Annotated in this window: 16 protein-coding genes; 6 read left to right on the top strand and 10 right to left on the bottom strand. The window is 40.9% G+C overall.

The window, feature by feature from the left end; genetic code table 11:
• Nucleotides 1-17: 17 nt before the first annotated feature.
• From recN to nadK, 3 genes are all read right to left on the bottom strand, one after another.
• Nucleotides 18-1,682 (bottom strand): DNA repair protein RecN, encoded by a 1,665-nt coding sequence (gene recN / locus L1068_RS00115; RefSeq protein ID WP_237128537.1) that lies wholly within the window; start codon nucleotides 1,680-1,682, stop codon nucleotides 18-20.
• A 164-nt stretch (nucleotides 1,683-1,846) separates the two neighbouring features.
• Complete coding sequence (locus L1068_RS00120) at nucleotides 1,847-2,365, bottom strand: hypothetical protein (protein ID WP_237128538.1); 519 nt, start codon at nucleotides 2,363-2,365, stop codon at nucleotides 1,847-1,849.
• A 210-nt stretch (nucleotides 2,366-2,575) separates the two neighbouring features.
• Complete coding sequence (nadK, locus tag L1068_RS00125; RefSeq protein ID WP_237128539.1) at nucleotides 2,576-3,454, bottom strand: NAD(+) kinase; 879 nt, start codon at nucleotides 3,452-3,454, stop codon at nucleotides 2,576-2,578.
• A gap of 71 nt (nucleotides 3,455-3,525) precedes the next feature.
• Here nadK and L1068_RS00130 point away from each other — a divergent pair, with 71 nt between their 5' ends.
• The gene (locus tag L1068_RS00130) at nucleotides 3,526-4,470 is read left to right on the top strand and encodes an HrcA family transcriptional regulator (protein WP_237128540.1); all 945 of its coding nucleotides are present in this window, start codon (nucleotides 3,526-3,528) and stop codon (nucleotides 4,468-4,470) included.
• A gap of 56 nt (nucleotides 4,471-4,526) precedes the next feature.
• Nucleotides 4,527-5,108, top strand: a complete 582-nt coding sequence (gene grpE, locus L1068_RS00135; RefSeq protein ID WP_237128541.1) for a nucleotide exchange factor GrpE — start codon at nucleotides 4,527-4,529, stop codon at nucleotides 5,106-5,108.
• A 75-nt stretch (nucleotides 5,109-5,183) separates the two neighbouring features.
• Here grpE and L1068_RS00140 read toward each other — a convergent pair whose 3' ends face one another.
• Entirely contained in the window at nucleotides 5,184-6,362 is a 1,179-nt protein-coding gene (locus L1068_RS00140; RefSeq protein WP_237128542.1) for a Bcr/CflA family efflux MFS transporter, read from the bottom strand.
• Between the two features lie 203 nt (nucleotides 6,363-6,565).
• Between L1068_RS00140 and L1068_RS00145 the strand changes: the two genes are divergently transcribed.
• From L1068_RS00145 to L1068_RS00155, 3 genes are all read left to right on the top strand, one after another.
• Nucleotides 6,566-7,366, top strand: a complete 801-nt coding sequence (locus tag L1068_RS00145) for a M48 family metallopeptidase (RefSeq protein ID WP_237128543.1) — start codon at nucleotides 6,566-6,568, stop codon at nucleotides 7,364-7,366.
• Between the two features lie 124 nt (nucleotides 7,367-7,490).
• The gene (locus L1068_RS00150; RefSeq protein WP_237128544.1) at nucleotides 7,491-9,740 is read left to right on the top strand and encodes a response regulator; all 2,250 of its coding nucleotides are present in this window, start codon (nucleotides 7,491-7,493) and stop codon (nucleotides 9,738-9,740) included.
• An 88-nt stretch (nucleotides 9,741-9,828) separates the two neighbouring features.
• The gene (locus L1068_RS00155) at nucleotides 9,829-10,425 is read left to right on the top strand and encodes a CBS domain-containing protein (protein ID WP_237128545.1); all 597 of its coding nucleotides are present in this window, start codon (nucleotides 9,829-9,831) and stop codon (nucleotides 10,423-10,425) included.
• 48 nt (nucleotides 10,426-10,473) lie between these two features.
• Here the strand turns inward: L1068_RS00155 and L1068_RS00160 are convergent, their stop codons facing one another.
• The 3 genes from L1068_RS00160 to L1068_RS00170 form a co-directional block, all read right to left on the bottom strand.
• Nucleotides 10,474-11,235 (bottom strand): hypothetical protein, encoded by a 762-nt coding sequence (locus L1068_RS00160; RefSeq protein ID WP_237128546.1) that lies wholly within the window; start codon nucleotides 11,233-11,235, stop codon nucleotides 10,474-10,476.
• A 109-nt stretch (nucleotides 11,236-11,344) separates the two neighbouring features.
• Entirely contained in the window at nucleotides 11,345-12,028 is a 684-nt protein-coding gene (locus L1068_RS00165) for a HAMP domain-containing sensor histidine kinase (RefSeq protein WP_237128547.1), read from the bottom strand.
• 2 nt (nucleotides 12,029-12,030) lie between these two features.
• On the bottom strand, nucleotides 12,031-13,575 hold the full coding sequence (locus tag L1068_RS00170; protein ID WP_237128548.1) for a response regulator: 1,545 nt from the start codon (nucleotides 13,573-13,575) through the stop codon (nucleotides 12,031-12,033).
• 222 nt (nucleotides 13,576-13,797) lie between these two features.
• Between L1068_RS00170 and cysB the strand changes: the two genes are divergently transcribed.
• Nucleotides 13,798-14,775: an HTH-type transcriptional regulator CysB gene (cysB, locus tag L1068_RS00175; protein WP_100913165.1), complete on the top strand. Its 978-nt coding sequence runs from the start codon at nucleotides 13,798-13,800 to the stop codon at nucleotides 14,773-14,775.
• 63 nt (nucleotides 14,776-14,838) lie between these two features.
• Here cysB and L1068_RS00180 read toward each other — a convergent pair whose 3' ends face one another.
• From L1068_RS00180 to pabB, 3 genes are all read right to left on the bottom strand, one after another.
• Nucleotides 14,839-16,215, bottom strand: coding sequence for an L-serine ammonia-lyase (locus tag L1068_RS00180; protein WP_237128549.1), 1,377 nt, complete (start codon nucleotides 16,213-16,215; stop codon nucleotides 14,839-14,841).
• Between the two features lie 95 nt (nucleotides 16,216-16,310).
• On the bottom strand, nucleotides 16,311-16,883 hold the full coding sequence (locus tag L1068_RS00185; RefSeq protein ID WP_237128550.1) for a CoA pyrophosphatase: 573 nt from the start codon (nucleotides 16,881-16,883) through the stop codon (nucleotides 16,311-16,313).
• Between the two features lie 20 nt (nucleotides 16,884-16,903).
• Complete coding sequence (pabB, locus tag L1068_RS00190) at nucleotides 16,904-18,259, bottom strand: aminodeoxychorismate synthase component I (protein WP_237128551.1); 1,356 nt, start codon at nucleotides 18,257-18,259, stop codon at nucleotides 16,904-16,906.
• Nucleotides 18,260-18,367: the final 108 nt, after the last annotated feature.

Raw genomic sequence — 18,367 nt, forward strand, 5'->3', positions numbered from 1 at the left:
TTTATGTTTTTCTGTACTTAATGATATTGCGACAGTAATTCTGAGGCATTAGTGCGGGTAATTTCACTAATATTCGTGCCACCTAGTAAGCGTGCAATCTCATCAATTCGCCCCGAGTTATCCAGCACCGACATATGGGTATGCGTGTGCGTGCCATCATCGCTTTTACTGACAAAAAATTGATTATGACCACTTGATGCTACTTGCGGTAAGTGGGTTACACAAATTACCTGAGTACTATTGCCTAATTGGCGCAATAACTTGCCAACTGCTGATGCAGTTGGGCCAGAAATACCCACATCAACTTCATCAAAAATTAAGGTTGGCGTAGTCATTTTATCTGCAATGATAACTTCAATGGCAAGGCTAATACGTGATAGCTCACCACCCGAGGCTACTTTCACAAGCGGTTGTAAACGTTGGCCTGTGTTAGCAGCTACTTGAAAATCTATACTGTCTAAGCCTTTGCTACTGGTTATCTCTTGTTGCTCAACCACAATGGCAAACTTGGCGTTTTCCATTGATAACATCACTAGTGATTCAGTAACTTGCTTTGATAGTTCATCTGCTGCGGTTTTTCGGCTTTGCGAAAGGCGCGTTGCGACAGTCATATAATGTTCTTTAGCTTCGGCGATTTCGCTTTCTAGTGCACCAAGACGTTCGTCACTTTGTTCAATGTTGGCAAGACTTTGCTTTAGCTCAGCGTGTAAATCTGGGATTGCTTCAGGTGAAATATCGTGCTTTCTTGCCAAATCAAGTGCGCGTGCGATACGGTCATCGAGTTCTGATAACTGCGCAGGGTCCATTTCAACGCTGTCTTGATAATGGCTAAGTTCGCGCGCAGCTTCTTCTAAACTGATACCTGCTTCAAATAACAAGTCAGCGATTGGAGCCAATTTTTTATCTAAACTTGCTAACTCTGCAATTTGGTTTGCACTCGATTGCACCATAGAGTACGCATTATAATTATCTTGTTGATAAATAATTTGCAGCTCTTTTTGTGTACCTTCAAGCAGCGAATTTGCGTTACTTAGCAGTTTATGTTGCTGTTCAATTTCTTCAAACTCACCGTGTTCAAGAGAAAACTCATCTAACTCAGCCACTTGATACTCGAGCAATTGCTTTTCGGCTGCTGCTTGCTGGAGAGACTGGCTTAGCGTCGCCTTTTCTTTTTCAAGTGATTGCAGTGCGTTGTATGCCGTTTTAACGTCGTTCACAAGTTCAATGTGTCCAGCAAAGCTATCGACTACCGACAATTGATAACCGGCCTTATTGAGCTGTTGGTGCGCGTGTTGGCCGTGAATTGAAATAAGCAGGCCGCCGAGTGACTTCAACTGGCCTGCAGGCACCATTACGCCGTTTATATAGGCTTTACTGCGGCCGTTTGCCGATACTACGCGGCGGATAATGCATTCGCTACTATCACCTAATTCATGTTCACTAATAAAGTGTTGTGCAGCAGGTAAGTTCTGAATATCAAACACTGCAGAAACTTGGGCTTTATCGGCGCCTTCACGCACCATGCTGGCTTCGGCACGTTCGCCTAAACATAGCGATAGGGCGTCTATTGCGATGGATTTACCTGCGCCAGTTTCACCTGTGATAGTTGTCATACCTTGATGCCATTCAATATCAAGGTGTTCAACAATTGCAAAATTTGTTACTTGTAATGATGCTAACATAACTGATTATCCATACAGTACATTTACTGGTAATTTATACAGTAAATAAAAAATAGGCAAGTTAAAAATGAAGATATTTTGTTGCGGAAGAAAAAAGGAGTAAGCAGAAGTATTGAAAAGGGATTGCGCTAATGGCTGATATTTAGCCTTTAGCGCAGATCACATTAAGCGTTTTCTTCGTGAAGTTCCGGCTCAACGTTTTCATCAGTAGATGCAAGTGTTGGCGTTATCACTTGTTGGCTTAATGAAGGCAATTGATGCAAATAAAAATCACTGTTGAATTGGTGCCCGGATGTCGGTAATTGTTCAACAAAGGCATAGATTTGTTTACTTAACGTCAATTTATCTTCTGCCGATTCAAACTTTATTAGCTCATTTTCGAGTAAGTCAGTTAGGTTACCGATTACTTGTTCATAATGGGTAATGGTTTTATCGTTTTTACGTTGCATTACAAAATAATTGTTGTTGATTTGCGATAACCCACTAATGTCTTTTGGTTTTACGATGCGTGATTTAGTATAGCTTTGCACTATTTTGCTGTAACGAGAGCTAACAACTTCGATACGTTCGTTTTGTTGTTGTTTTTCAAGTGCTAATGCTTTTTTTCGATTGTTATCTATGACTAGAAATGTCGTTAACAGTACAATTAATAAAACGGTGGTTAAAAATACTACAAACCCCACTTTTTATTTCCTTTCAATTGATTACTCTGAATCTGACTAAGTAAATTGGGTAACACACTTAGCAATAATGTTCTTGTGCGTTCTAGTTTTATCGGTTTTCCAAGTACAAGACAAATTTGTGCGATAAAATAGGGCTAGTGTACGCACATTTAACGATGTAATGCCTTAGTGTCCGCTAGAACTTAATTTGTTATTTTGATTTCAGGTTGATTAATATAAACGGCTGCCCCAGTTTAACTTTTGGCGCAGTACATTGTAATACGAATATTTGCTTGGATGTACCATGCGTAACTTTTGTTCACTTCGTTTGATTACAATTTCATCACCTGGCAATACCGCTAACACAACATGACTATCACAACTCACTTGTAAGTCCACATCATTTGCTGGGCTCAATGCCAGTTTTACTTCACTATTTGCATCCACCACGAGTGGGCGGCTTGTTAGTGTGTGCGGAAACATAGGCACCAATGAAATGGCATTGAGTTTTGGGTTTAAAATGGGCCCTCCGCCAGAAAGGCTATAGGCTGTAGAGCCTGTTGGCGTTGACACAATCAGGCCGTCAGATTTTTGCGAGAATACAAACTCTCTATCAATAAAGGCTTCAAACTCAATCATGTGTGCAACTTTATTGGCATGCAGCACGGCTTCGTTAACCGCCGTGTTTGAGCTTTTTAGCACTTCATGGCGATAGATTTCCACTTCCAGTAAGAAGCGTTTTTCTTCACTAAATTTACCAGCCAGCACTTGTTCAAGTTCACGCTCAAAATTATCGGGATCAAGGTCAGTAAGAAAACCGAGATTACCTCTATTCACGCCGATAACCGCAATATCAAAGCGGGCCAGCACACGAGCAGCGCCTAGCATGTTACCGTCACCACCAACCACAATCGCTAAATCACAGTTGCGGCCAATTTCAACTAACGACGCTGAATACTCTTCATTAACAATGGGGTCAGCGACACGGCTTTCAACGTAAACTTGATAACCGAGAGCCGTTAAAAAGGTATGCAGTTTGGCAAGTGTTACAGCCGCGCCTTCATGGTTCGGTTTGCCAATCAATCCTATGTTATTAAATACTTGTGCCATAAAATCGTCACTGATAAAGTCTTGCCTACAGTATATCTTGATTTTTAATCATCAGGCCATAAATAATAATCATGAAATTAAGCGCCCGTGATCAACTCATTTTTTCTGCCGTGATGGACTTATATTGCAATGGTGAAGGTACGCCAGTTGCGTCAAGCCATGTAGTAAAGCAGAAACAAATTAATATTTGCAGTGCAACAGTACGCAATGCAATGGCGCGTATGGAAAAGTCGGGGCTATTGTATGCGCCTCACACCTCTTCGGGACGTGTACCAACAGAGCTAGGTTTTAGCTATTGGTTTGATGAATTTTTTCAACTTTCTGATATTGCAGACTATTGGGAACCCAGTGCGCAAAACCTTACCGAATTTTCTCATCGCTTGAGCCAACAATATAAACTGTGTGTGTTGGTGAGTTTGCCAGAGGCGATGCAGCAACATATTTATCGTGCAGAAGTGCTCGATTTTAGTTTTGAAAACTGGCTTATTTTACTATTCGACAGGGACGGTAATAGCCAAAACATTCAAATTACCAAGCCTCGCGAAGCAAACGATGCGTTACGCAATCAATTTAATGCGTGGTTAAATACTGTTTTTGCAGGGCATAACTTGGCCGAAGGGTTACGCCGTATGGCGGCGATGCGCCAAAGTGCACCAATGTTTTGTCATGGTTCACTTGGTATGTGGATTAAAGCGCTCGCTGAAAAACTGCATGTAGATAGTAGCATTGTTATTGGTAGTCACTATTTATTTGGTGCACTGTCTAGCGAGCAGTTAAATCAAATTGGCGCGCCATTTTTAGATTATGTAGAACAAAAATTAGCGATGAAAATGGGCATGTCGGTTATGTACCACGACAACTTGCCGTTTGGTGCGTTGGAAGATTACTTATTACTGAGCGTGCCGTACTTTTCACAAGAGATATACCAAGGCCGTTTATGTGTGCTCTGTCCAAAGTCGGCGAAAATTGAGGCAATTATCAACGAAATATCGATTAATTGCGCTATTAGCTCTTGAAAGGCGTTTATCAATCCCCATAATTAGCATCAGTTGTAAGATTTCGGAGAGTATCAATGTCTGAGCAAAATAATCAGCCAGAGCAAGAAGCAGAAGTACAGGAAACCCTTGACCAAGTAGCGGAAGAGCTACAAGGTGGTGAAGAGCTAAGCGCAGAAGCGGAAATTGCAGTATTAAATGCAGAGCTTGAAGCAGCGAAGCAAACAATTGAAGAGCAAAAAGACAGTGTAGTACGTGCTGCCGCAGAAGTTGAAAACATGCGTCGTCGCACAGCACAAGATATTGAAAAAGCGCACAAATTTGCTCTTGAAAAATTCGCCAATGAACTACTACCTGTGCTTGATAACTTAGAGCGCGCGATTGAGTTTGCTGACAAAGAAAACGAACACATTAAGCCGGTTATCGAAGGTGTTGAGATGACGGCAAAAAGCTTTGTTGATGCCGTAGCAAAGTTTGGTGTTGAAGTTGTTGCGCCACAAGGCGAAACGTTTAACCCTGAATTCCATCAAGCAATGTCAATTCAGCCATCTTCTGATGTTGCACCAAACACTGTTATTGCAGTAATGCAAAAAGGTTACCTATTAAATGGTCGTTTACTTCGTCCTGCAATGGTAATGGTGTCTAAAGCAGCTGAATAATAGTGCTTAAGAATGCAAAAAAGCTGTAACCTTGGTTACAGCTTTTTTTGTGCCTGTTGTATTGAATAACAGGTATTAATGGCCGAACTTTAACTGCTTTAATTGGCAGATTAAAATACCGCTTACTGCCATTGCCATAGCAACCGCAAACCCGATACTTGGTGGCAATGGAATAAACGCTAAAATTGGGCCAGCAAAGGCGCCACTGCCAAAGCGTAAAGTACCTATCACTGCGGTAGCTGTTCCAGACTTCTTCTTGAAATTGATTAAAATCAGCGCGTCGGCGTTGGTTGCCATAATGCCTAAACTCATCATCAGTGGCGCAATAAACGCGGCAACCAAATACACATTGTGCGTAAATACACTGACTAAAATAAGGCACGTTACCGCAATAAAGCTAATGGCTAAGCCAATATTGAGCATTTTGCGTGAGCCAAATTTAGGCACTAACCGGGTATTAATAAAGTTGCCTAACATTAACGCCAATACATTAAATGCAAATAACACCCCAAATAGGGTTTCACTCACCTTAAAGTGTGCCATATAAATTGCTGATACTTTGGTTAAAAAGCAAAAGAACGCGAACGAGGCGAGCATGGAAATAACAATATCAAATCGTGCTTTTTTGTTGGTAAGCACAATACGATAGTTTGAAAAAAATAGTGCCAAACCTTTAATTTTACTCGGGTGGATCGGTACTTCTCGCAAATAAAAATAAGTTAATACAAAGAGCACGCTTGCATAAATCGTCAATGCATAAAATATCGCGTGCCAATGCCAAGTAATCATTAATACACTGCCGATACTTGGTGCGAGCAGGGGTGCTAACATCATAATCATCGACACGTAAGACATGCCTTTAGCAGTATTTTCTTGATACATATAGCGAATAATACCAGGTACGACGACAGTGACAGCAGAGCCAAAAAATGCTTGCGCAAAGCGTAAAACAATAAAGGTATCAATAGACTGTGTTACGGTAAGAAAAAAAGAGCATAAGCCAAAGCCTAGCAAGCCAAAGAGCGCGAACAAACGCCTGCCTTTTTGATCTATTAGCGGCCCAAATAACATCATGCCTATGGCATAACCGGCTAAATAACTACTTAAAGAGAGCTGGACTTGCGCCATATCGGTGTTGAAGTAGCTTGATATTGCAACAAAAGCAGGTAAGTAAAGGTCAATTGCTAATGGCGTTGTTGCGACGAGCGCCGATAGCAGGGGTAAGATGGATTTAGATAACGTTTTTTCAGTCACAGAAATACTTATTCAGGGTATCGGGGAACCCTATTTTACGTGTAAAATACTTGATTTGATACAACAGATCCGATTAAGCGCTTTGCTAAATTGTAGGTTTATTGTTAAAAATAAATTACCTTACCAATTCAGGGCTTTGTGATGGTAAATATTGCAAAATCAATATTTGTTAAACAGCGCTAAACGACATTAGGGAAAACGTAATGAAATTATCTCATGTATTGATCTCACTCTCTTTGGCTACCACGCTGGTTGGGTGTAAATCGAGTCCAACAGGGCGCACACAAATTGCCATGTATTCTGAAGCGGAAATGAACCAGCTTGGCAAACAAAGCTTTGTTCAAATGAAAAAGCAGCAACCAATTAACACCGATGCCAAAATCAATCGCTATGTGCAATGTGTTGCTGACAACGTTATTTCAGTGCTTCCTGCAAAATACGCTAATCAACAGTGGGAAGTTGTGGTATTTGAAGAACCATCTGCAAACGCATTTGCGCTTCCTGGCGGTAAAATAGGCGTACATACGGGGCTATTAAAAGTAGCACAAGGGCAAGACCAATTAGCAACAGTACTTGGCCACGAAGTCGGGCACGTAATTGCCGAGCATTCAAACGAACGTATGACTGCCGCCGGTATTAAACAGGCAACACTGCAAGTTGCAGACGCGTATAGTCGTTCGCAAGGAAACCGTTTACACAATGAAACCATGATGGCGTTAGGTGTAGGTGCTGAATATTTAGGCATGATGCCTTTTAGTCGCATGCATGAAAGCGAAGCCGATAAAATTGGCTTAGACTTGATGGCAAAAGCGGGGTTTAATCCAAAGCAGTCAGTTGAATTATGGCGTAATATGGCGGCAAATAATAACGGTGCACCACCAGAATTTTTATCAACGCACCCTTCATCAGACACCCGTATTAGTGATTTGCGTAGCTGGATGCCAGATGCGATGGCTTTACACAATCAAGCAAAAGCACAAAATAAACGCCCTCACTGCGAATAACGCAGCTTTTTTCTAATTGAGTAAATTGATTTTTACTCAATTAGAAATTCAAATTAAAAGTTTAAAAAAACGTCAGCTTGGTCTACATTTATAAATAAGAATAATTATAATTTAATGTAGTCCGTTGAAACTGAAAAACCCCTTAGCAAAACAACTGCTTGTTGGTATTTTACTTACCAGCTCCGTGTTAACGTTAATGATCACCAGCGCCATTTTATGGATGGACTACAAGCGCGATCTCAGCGTGATCGATCAAGGTTTCCAGCAAATTGAAAAAAGTCATTTACCTTCGGTTACCAATGCACTTTGGGCGGAAGATGAAAAGCAACTTGAATTGTTACTACAGGGTATTAGCGAACTTCCTAACGTATCGTCAGTAACGATTTGGCAAGATAATGCCAACCGTCTTACCGTTAATAAAACGCAAACTAAATACGCTAAAAGTAAATCTTGGGCCATTGATTACCGATTTAATCGTACTAAATACCATTTGGGCGAACTGATTGTAGTAATGGATATGTCGGGTGTGTATGGCTACCTTGCAGACAAAGTCGTGGTAACTTTGCTTACTCAAGGTGCAAAGACCTTTATTGTATCAATGATCATTTTCACCTTAGTGCACTTACTAGTAACCCGTCATTTAAATCATTTGGCTTATTCAATGAGCCACGTGAATATGTCGGCACCGGAAGAGTTCAAACTCGATCGAAAACAAGCGCGCGATGATGAAATCAATCGCCTTGTTGTAGAATTTAACGCCATGATGGGGGCGTTGTCTAAATCATTTGGCGATCTTAAAAAGCAAAAGCAAGCAGAGCAGAATGCCAATAAACTAAAAGGTGAATATCTCGCTAATATCAGTATGGAAGTAAAAACGCCAATGAATGGGCTTTTGGGTATGGCGCATTTGTTATCAGAAACCAAGCTTGATCACCGCCAACACAGCTACGTTAGTGTTATTCAAAAAAGCGCGTTTAATATGCTTGAGCTGCTAAATGGTATTTTAGATTACTCCAAAATTGAGCATAGCCAACTCGCACTCGACCAGCATATTTTCGATATTCATGCATTAATTCGTGAGATTTTCCAAGAATCTGAGTTGCGAGCGAAAGAGAAAAATCTGCGCTTAGTCACTTATGTTGACCCGGCTATAAATAGCTATTTAGTCGGTGACTCGGTGCGTTTAAAGCAGGTTATTTGTAACCTTGTAAACAAAGCAATTAAATATTCTGATCGTGGCGATATTTCGATTAATGTAGACGCCGAAGTAACGACGGGCTTGTCAGAGCTTACAATTAGCGTACGTGATAACGGTCAAGGCATTGATGAAACTGTACTCGCGCAGTTAAATAATCCGAAATCAAAAGCCAAAAAAGGCAACTCATCTAATGCGCTTGGCTTAACAATCGCCCAAAACCTAGTGACCTTAATGGGCGGCACATTTACGGTTAACTCAAAAGCAGGGCTTGGCACCGATGTTAGATTTACCTTAGCGCTGCCGACCAGTACATTAATTGAAAATCACCTTGATGATGAGGGGTTACTTGCCAATAAACGTGTCTTAATTTTAGATAGTAAGTTGTTTTTAGCGCGTTATTTAAGTGAGCTGTTTGCACAGTGGCAAATGCAAGTCACCCATGTACAAGATGCAGAGGCTGCGCTTAATTATATGCTGGGGGATGATTTACAGTTTGCTGGATTCGACTTTGTATTGTTGTCACACAATGAGCTTGAAAATCAATTGGTTAGTTTTTATGAAAAAATTAACCGTCACAGATTTAATCGACCAGCAAATTTAATTGTATTTGGTGACGAAATTGCGGATGCAGATGTCAGCAGAGTCACGAATATTGGCTATAACCAAGTATGGCAACTACCAAAGCACCCAAGTGATATTAAATCAGCCTTGGTTAATAACATTAAGCAGAGTAACGATGTGGTTACGCCACAAGAAACCGTGCCGTTAACCGTATTAATAGCTGATGACGCACCGATTAGCCAACGCGTTCTTAGCGCGATTTTAATGAACCGTGGTGATAATGTGATTGTTGCCGCTGATGGTGAAGAAGCGGTGGCACTGTGGCTGCAGCATCAGCATGAAATAGATATTATTTTAATGGACTGTGCTATGCCTAAAATGAGTGGATATGAAGCCGCTAAAACAATACGTATGCAAGAGTCCGGCGATAAAATTGGCGTACCGATAATTGCAGTTACGTCGAGCGACCGTGAAGATGAGTATAGCTATTGTAAGTCTTTCGGTATCGATGAGGTATTATTTAAACCGTTTCTACCGGTTGAACTTTTGGACGTATTGTCGCAATTTAAACTGCATATCGAAGAACATAAAGCGTTCAATAATTTGATAAATTAACTACTGTTCACCATAGTTAAAAGTAACTGCTTCAATTGACGTGTCGCGCGACACTTCGCATTCTTTTTCTCATTTATGAGGAGGATTTATGGCAAACTTTAGGGTGATTGAAACAATCTCTTTAAATAATGTGCAGTCGATTTCGAATCTATGTGGTAATCAAGCCCTCGATATTTCAAGTAACGCCTCTCATATTGTCACTGATTTTAGTCAAAAACGGCCACAGCTAATCGAAAAAGACGTTTTAGTTGACCAAGCGCTGTATATGATGAAAATGGGCCATGTGCGCTCAAAAATCGTAATTGATCACGACGAAAATTTTATGGGGGTGATCAGTTCAAGTGATTTATCATCGTACAAAGTACTGCATATCGCGCAGCTTAGAAATGTCTCTCGAGGTGATTTGTCGGTTGAGAACTTGATGCTAAAGAAAGATGAAATGCGCGCTATTGATTTTGCAAAAATTAACAATTACACCATTGGTGATGTATTGGCAACGCTAAAAAATCTCGGTCAGCAGCATGTATTATTGATCGATAAGCAGCATACTTTACGAGGGCTTATTTCAGCGAGCGATATCGCAAGAGCATTACATATCCCAATCAATATTAATGAGAAGGCACACACCTTTAAAGAAATTTTCGATGTGGTGTTTGCGCAACTAGAAAAAAACAAAACCACATAATATGAAAAAGGGCGTAATGTACGCCCTTTTTAAATGAGTTGAATTAACTTACCACTTCTTCTTCGGTGCAAAGAGTTCATCTAAGTCATCTTTTTCGTTATCAAGTTTTTTCTTTGCATCACTCGCGTTGGTTGCTTTTAACTCTGTCATTATTTCTTCAAGCATATCTTCTATTTCTTGTTTGCGTGACGCGACATACTCGTCTGTAAAGTTGAGCGAATTAATTACCACAAGCGCTTTTTCAAAATACTGGCGTGCAGAACCGAGCATATTAGCACTGCGCGCTGCTTTGCCGCGTTTTAATTGGCTGTCGATATTTACTTGTAATTGCATTTTTTCTAAACGTTTATCTTCGTTTAAGAACACTTGTGTATCAATCTTGCCTTTTGAATGCTCAGAACGAACGATGCTACGTAGTTTTTTAACACCTTGTAATAATGCAATGACTTGCTTTTCATTATCAGGTAGCGCAATGCGCTCGGCTGACGAGTCTTGGCTTGACGAATTTTCGATACGCTCTTTAGCTTCCGTTAAGCGATTTTTGATTTCTTTAGAGTTAGGTGAGAGTTCAGCCATAACTGCTAACGCGGTATAAATGCGTCGATATAATACCGAAAATAGGGCTTTTGACATTGGAATATTAGCAGAATTCATTAATACTTCTTCAGTCTCTTCAATGATTTTTTTCTGCTTTGTAAGCTCCTGACGTCGCTCAGCATTTTGTTTTTCTTTATGCTGCTGCACCGCGTTGACCCAAACGCCAATAACAATTAGTGCCACTATTAGCGTGATGATAATATAAACTACCATGGAGTTTTTCTCATTCTTATAATTGCCCTAATCTTAACTAATTCTAATTACTTAGTGTAGTGTTGTTAAAAGGAAAGTTCTAATAATAGCACTTTATTACCAGCTTTTTTTATGGCAAAACAAGGGTAAATTTGCTGCCACCTAATCGCCCGTCATTGGCCAGCGCGATATGTCCCTTGGTTTCTTTATTTACATGTGCTGATGCAATTAAATTGGCGAAATAGATACCCAGCCCAGTGCGTCCTTGGCTGATAAGGGCTGAGGACATTTCATTATTGGCTTTCTCTAGCATGCTTTCGGGGTAGCCTTCGCCATTATCGTGAATTTCAATAACAAGCTTGTCGTTTTTTTGATGTGCGCTAATGAGAATTTCTGATGCTGTGTATTTGAGTGCGTTAATAAGAATGTCATTAAGTAAGTTGGCAATTAGGTCGGCGTCAAAAAACCACGCCAGATCTTGTTCAATATCACAACTGACATCAATATTTTTGTTGGTGATGTAAAGCTCATTTTTAGCAAGCAGTTCGTCGACTACGTCATCTAAAAAATGCTCTTCAATATTGAGTGGCAGTTGTGCGTTGTGTTCGCGATAAAGGGCAAGTACTTGCAATAAGTTGGAATTAACGCGGGCAACTTCGTAATGAATCTTGGCGAATTCAGATTGTGCTTGAGGTGTTTGCTCAATACTTTGACTAATTGTTTCCATCGATTGAAGCAGCATACACAAAGAATTTTTCATATCGTGCATACTTGCGCCAAGGACAACGGAAAAGTCGAGCTTATTATGGTCCATAATTATCCCGTTAATTTAGCTTTAGCAAAGTTTAACAGACTTTGACTTTGCTTGTGACGATGGTCGTGAGGCGCTAACGTTTTTAACGCATTCAGTGACAAAGCAAATTGACGCTTTGTTAATGTGAACTTTTGATTTTGTTTATGCAATTGATACGCCGCCTGTAACAGGTTTAATGCAATATTTGGGTTGTTAGGGGCATTGGCTAGGGCAGTTGCAAATGCGCCTTGAGCGCTTTCAAATGCTTTCTCTTTGTATTTCACCATGCCTTGTTGATTAAAGTTCTCTGATTTTTCGTGGTCTTCGTGTGAAATAATCTTTGCTTTACCGCGCGTAATAATTGGGTCGAGCTTGGCGGTTACCACTTCAATATCGGCGTGCTTCATAATGATTTCGAGCAGGTTAATAAATGCCGAATTGAGCGCGTCTGGGTAATCAATAATTTTATCTACCACTAAAATGAGTTTTTCACCTTTTGCGCCGTCTTTGTTAACTAAGTACTCAACAAATACTTGATGTACTTCAATTGATAATTGACTTTGCACACCGGGGTAGAGTTTTGTAATTGTACGATAAATTGCGGGGTACTCTTTTTTTGCGCGTCGCACAAAGTTTGCTTGATCCGTAAGTTGTATCTGTGTGCAAACACATAACTGATTTATATAGTCATCGAGTTGCGCTAAGCATGAATACTTGGCTAATTGCATAACGCGTTTGTAAGCGTTAAAGGCAATTTCCAGTTCATTGTAGCGGGTTGCTAACAAGGCTAACTGGCGCTGCCTGACAATTGAGTTGGGCGATGCGGCAATGGCTTTTTGTGTAATTGCGTATGCTGCTTCGAAGTCGTGCTGTTGAATAAAGCACTCACAAGCAAGGTCGTATGCTTCAACGGCTTGTGGGTTTTTAGTGGTAATCAGTTTGCACAAACTTAATGCCTGATCGCTTTGTGATAGCGCCAAATGACAAATCGCTGCGCCCATTTGTGCCCAACTAAGCTCTCGCTTATGCAAAATTGAATTATAAATGCTGAGTGCTTGCACATATTTAAGTTGTTTTAAATAAATTTCAGCCTTAAGGCGCAAACAATCAATACCAACGCGCTTGTTTTTTGCCATTAGTTGGTCACAAAGCTCGAGGGCCGTTTTTGGCTTATCTTGATTTAACGCGGTGTAAATAGGCTTAAACGCGAGGCTTTTTTCAACGAGCTTATCCAAGCGAGATTTCAGGGTTGTTTTGGTAAATGGTTTTGCAAGGTAATCGTCGGGGCGGTATTCAAGTGCACCCATCACTAAATCTGAGGCAGTTTCACCTGTGATCAGTACATAGTTTGTGCCGTATTTTAGTAAGTTACGATGATTAAGCTCGGCAAGCAGCTGCAGCCCATTTAAGCCATCACCTAAGTTGTAATCGACTAGCAAAATATCATGTTGATGTTCGCTGTAGCAGGAAAGAGCATCTTCGGCATTGGTGCACACATCCACATGATGAACACCAAAACTCTCTACCATTTGTTTTAGTGATAGGCGGAATTCGGAAAAATCATCCAAAATAAGCACCGAGATAGATTTGTATCGTTGAAGAGGATTAACCATAAAAACCGAAAATTATTTTTGATACTAATAATTTAGACGCTTTTTTCTGACTTTTACAAAATACTAAGGTAGTTTGTAGTTAAAAATGGAATAAATACGTAAGTTTTGAATTTATGCTTGGCATAAAAGAGACAAAAGTATATAAATAAAGGTAATAATAAATACAAAATACTCGCTATGAAATTACAGCAGCTAAAGTACATTGTTGAAGTACTCAACCACAATCTTAATGTTTCAGCCACCGCTGAAAACTTATATACCTCGCAACCTGGTATTTCTAAACAAGTGCGTATGCTCGAAGATGAGCTAGGTGTGCAAATCTTCGGTCGTAGCGGTAAACATTTAACGCATGTTACGCCGGCAGGCAAAGACATTATCAATATCTCTCGTGAGATTTTGGCGAAAGTTGAAAGCATTAAAGCGGTTGCCAACGAGCATACTTTACCAGATCAAGGTAAGTTAAATATCGCCACTACGCATACCCAAGCACGTTACGCTTTGCCAAATGTGATCCAAGGGTTTATGAACAAGTACCCGAAAGTATCACTGCATATGCATCAAGGCACGCCGCAACAAATTTCCGACGCTGCTGCACGCGGTGACGCAGACTTTGCCATCGCAACAGAAGCGCTGCATCTGTATACCGATTTAATTATGTTGCCGTGTTACCACTGGAATCGCAGCATTGTGGTGGCAAAAGATCATCCGCTTGCTGCTAAAGCAAATAACCTCACGATACAAGACGTTGCTGCGTTCCCATTAATCACCTATGTATTTGGTTTTACTGGGCGTTCAGAGCTAGATAAAGCCTTTACTAAGCATGGTTTAGAGCCGCAAATCGTGTTTACGGCAACCGACGCTGACGTAATTAAAACTTACGTGCGCTTAGGCTTAGGTGTGGGTGTTGTGGCATCAATGGCCATTGATGAAATGAACGACAAAGATCTCGTGGTAATTGATGCAAGCCACTTATTTGAAGCAAGCACCACTAAAATTGGCTTCAGAAAAGGCACTTTCCTACGCAGTTACATGTATGACTTCATTGAGCGTTTTGCGCCACACTTGGATAAAACCATTGTTGAGCGTGCGTGCATGTTACGCAATCAAGATGATGTAGACCATTTATTTAAGGATATTGAGTTACCAGTTCGTTAAGTCGAATTTTGACTCAAAAAAAACGCCACATTATGTGGCGTTTTTTGTATCTGTTAACTGTGATTAACACTCAATGATATTTACAGCGAGTCCGCCTCGAGCCGTCTCTTTGTACTTGGTTTTCATATCATTACCTGTGTCCCACATGGTTTTGATTACTTTATCAAGCGATACTTTTTGCTCACCTGAACCACGCATTGCAAGGCGTGATGCGTTAATTGCTTTTACTGCACCCATTGCATTTCGTTCAATACACGGTACTTGTACAAGGCCTCCAACAGGGTCGCAAGTTAAACCAAGGTTATGTTCCATACCAATCTCCGCGGCATTTTCAACTTTCTCAACATTGCCGCCTAAAATTTCAGTTAGAGCGCCTGCAGCCATTGAGCAAGCAACGCCCACTTCACCTTGGCAGCCTACTTCTGCACCTGAAATTGATGCATTCTTTTTGTAAAGAATACCAATTGCAGCAGCAGTCAGCAGGTAACGGGTTGCAATGTCTTTATCCACTTCTTTAATAAACGTGTGGTAGTACATCAGCACCGCTGGAAGAATACCTGCTGCACCGTTTGTCGGCGCGGTAACAACGCGACCGCCAGCAGCATTTTCTTCATTTACCGCAAGGGCAAATAAATCAACCCATTCCATTGCACGTAGGGGATCGTTATGTGTTTCAATGTTCAGTTGACGGTGCAGGCTAGGCGCACGACGTTTTACTTTTAAACCGCCCGGTAAAATACCTTCGGTGCGCATACCGCGCTCAACACAGGCTTTCATCACAAGCCAAATATTGTATAGCTCGTCAGTGATTTCGCTTTCTGTTTTAAGGGTTTTTTCGTTTGCCATCATCAGGGCTGGTACACTTAAACCGTGCTCTTTACACTGCGCCATTAACTCTGCGCCCGTATCAAATGGGTATGGTGCAGGGTTTTCTTCGCGTATCGTCAGTGCCGCTTCTTTTTCTTTCTCAAAGTCAGCGTCGCGTACGATAAAACCGCCACCGATAGAATAAAAAACTTCACGGAAGACACATTCATCGCCATTAAATGCTTGTAATTCCATTGCATTTGAATGCTTTGGCAGAGTTTTTCGACGGTGAAATACAATGGCGTCTTTTTTTGGAAATGCCGCAGCATGGCTTTGATCAAGATAGATAGTTTCTTCTTTTTCGATTTTATCTAAAATGCTTGGTACCAGATCGGCATCAATAGTTTCTGGATCGTGACCAGCTAGACCTAAAATAACCGCTTTACCCGAACCATGACCAATACCTGTTTGTCCGAGTGAGCCAAACAATTCACAGCGAACACTGGTTACTTGCTCTAATAGCGCTTGCTCTTGTAATGACTTAACAAACAGTCTTGAAGCGCGCATCGGGCCCACTGTATGGGAGGAGGAAGGGCCAATGCCGATACTAAACATATCGAATGCACTTATCATACGAATATCTCTTACTTAACCATTGAACGGCCGAGTATCATAACTCTAATTTATAAACTTGTTAACTTTAATTAGTATGATTAATGCTTATGTGCTTAATTTAGATGTTTAATCAAATTACGGATAATTTGCGCCGTCGCACCCCAAAGCAAACCATACTCGGTTTGGAACCCTGTAAGAGTATAGGACGAAAATTGGCGGGTGAATTGAATATCTTGCCAATTTGTTTGATCAATCAAAGCCGCAAGTGGCAGGTAAAAAGCATTAGCCACTTCATCGCTAGCAAGCGATAAATTGGGCTTTTCGGGCAGTAGAGCAATATAAGGTTTTATCTCAAACCCAGTAAGGGTCCAATAACTATCCATATCACCAATCACATGGTTGTTATTAACCACAATGCCAATTTCTTCATGTGTTTCACGCAGCGCTGTGGCAAGTAAATTATCGTCTGACTGCTCAAGTTTACCGCCAGGAAAACAAATTTGCCCAGGGTGATGCTTTAAATAGTCAGGACGCTTACACAGTAATAAATGAATTTCATCGTTCACATTAACCAGCGGTACCAATACAGCGCTTTGCTTGGCAATATTGCGCATTTGTACTGGAAAGCCAACCTCATTATTCGGCTGCTGAATATGAAAACGAGCGAGAAATTCACTTAACTGCATAACAGGTCCAAAGCGGGTAGCTATTCAAGTACAGGTAAAATACGATTTACCTTATCGTATGTTTCTTGCAGTTCAGACTCAAGAGTTGAATCGGCAACTACACCACCGCCAGCCCAGCAATAAATTTTACCTTTCTCACAAACGAGGGTGCGAATGGTTATACTGGTATCCATGGTACCACAGGCCGAAATATAGCCAATTGAGCCGCAATAGATTGAACGGCGATGAGGTTCTAATTCTTCAATAATTTCCATTGCACGGATTTTTGGCGCACCAGTGATCGATCCGCCGGGAAACGCTGCTTTTAATTGATCAATCGCACTGTAACCATCGGCAAGGGTAGATGTAACCGTTGATACCAAATGATGCACTGCGTTAAAGCTTTCAATATCAAAGAGCTTAGGTACTTCAACGGTACCCGGTTTAGCAACCTTGCCTAAATCGTTTCTAAGTAAATCCACGATCATCACGTTTTCAGCGCGATCTTTGGTTGAATTTGCAAGGCGTGCTTTGTTGGCGTCATCAATTTTTGCATCTGTGCTGCGCGGCACTGTGCCTTTAATTGGTTTAGTTTCAACCTGACGTTCTTTTACCTGAATAAAACGCTCAGGTGAAAGTGAAAGTATTTGTTGCTCACCAGTATTAATATAAGCCGAAAAGGGTGCTTGGTTTGCACTTCGCAACTTACAATAGGCGAGCCAAGGGTTGCCAGTAAAACGTGCATCAAAGCGCTGTGCTAGATTGATTTGGTAGCAATCGCCGCTTTTTAAATATTCTTGCACTTTATTAAAACGTTCACCATAACCATCTTTAGTCAGGTTTGATTGCCACTTAGTTGTTAAGGCAAATGGCATGCGCTCGCTTTCAGTGCCTGTAAGCGGTGCAAGGTAATTATTAAGCCGTGTTTCGCTATCACAACATGGCTGTGCGATATAAAACCACTGGTTTTCGTGATGATCAAATATCAGGGCATCGGGGTAAATACCCACCATCATTTGGCCTAAATCGATATCGTTTTTCGCAATTTCTGGCATCACTTCAATTGAGCGGCCTAAATCGTAACTGAATAAACCTAAAGCGCCGCCAGAAAATGGTAAATCAAATGGGGCTTCGACTTTTGCAAAAGGGCTAATTGCGTGGTGTATTGCACTAAAACCATCACACTTAACTTGGTGATTATCAACATAAGTCACATTGTTTTTCACTTCAATCAGTGAAATGGGATCAATCACAATAATGTCGAAACGATTATTAGGGTGTGCTGGGTTTGCCGAATCTAAGAAAATGGCATACTGCAAATCTGCAAAAAAACTAAAAACGTGCTCGCTAGTTAGCGCTAAGTCTAATTTTTTGCATATTAATTGTTCATTTATCATTAACTTTAACTACCAGACTGGTCGCAAACGAGTTGGGAGGTTATTATACATGCATAGTTTAACGAATTACTGCACAGATTGCATGAGTAAGCTGTGTTTGACACTATT

It is taken from the genome of Pseudoalteromonas sp. MMG024 (genome assembly GCF_021654175.1).
Classification (GTDB): Bacteria; Pseudomonadota; Gammaproteobacteria; order Enterobacterales; family Alteromonadaceae; genus Pseudoalteromonas.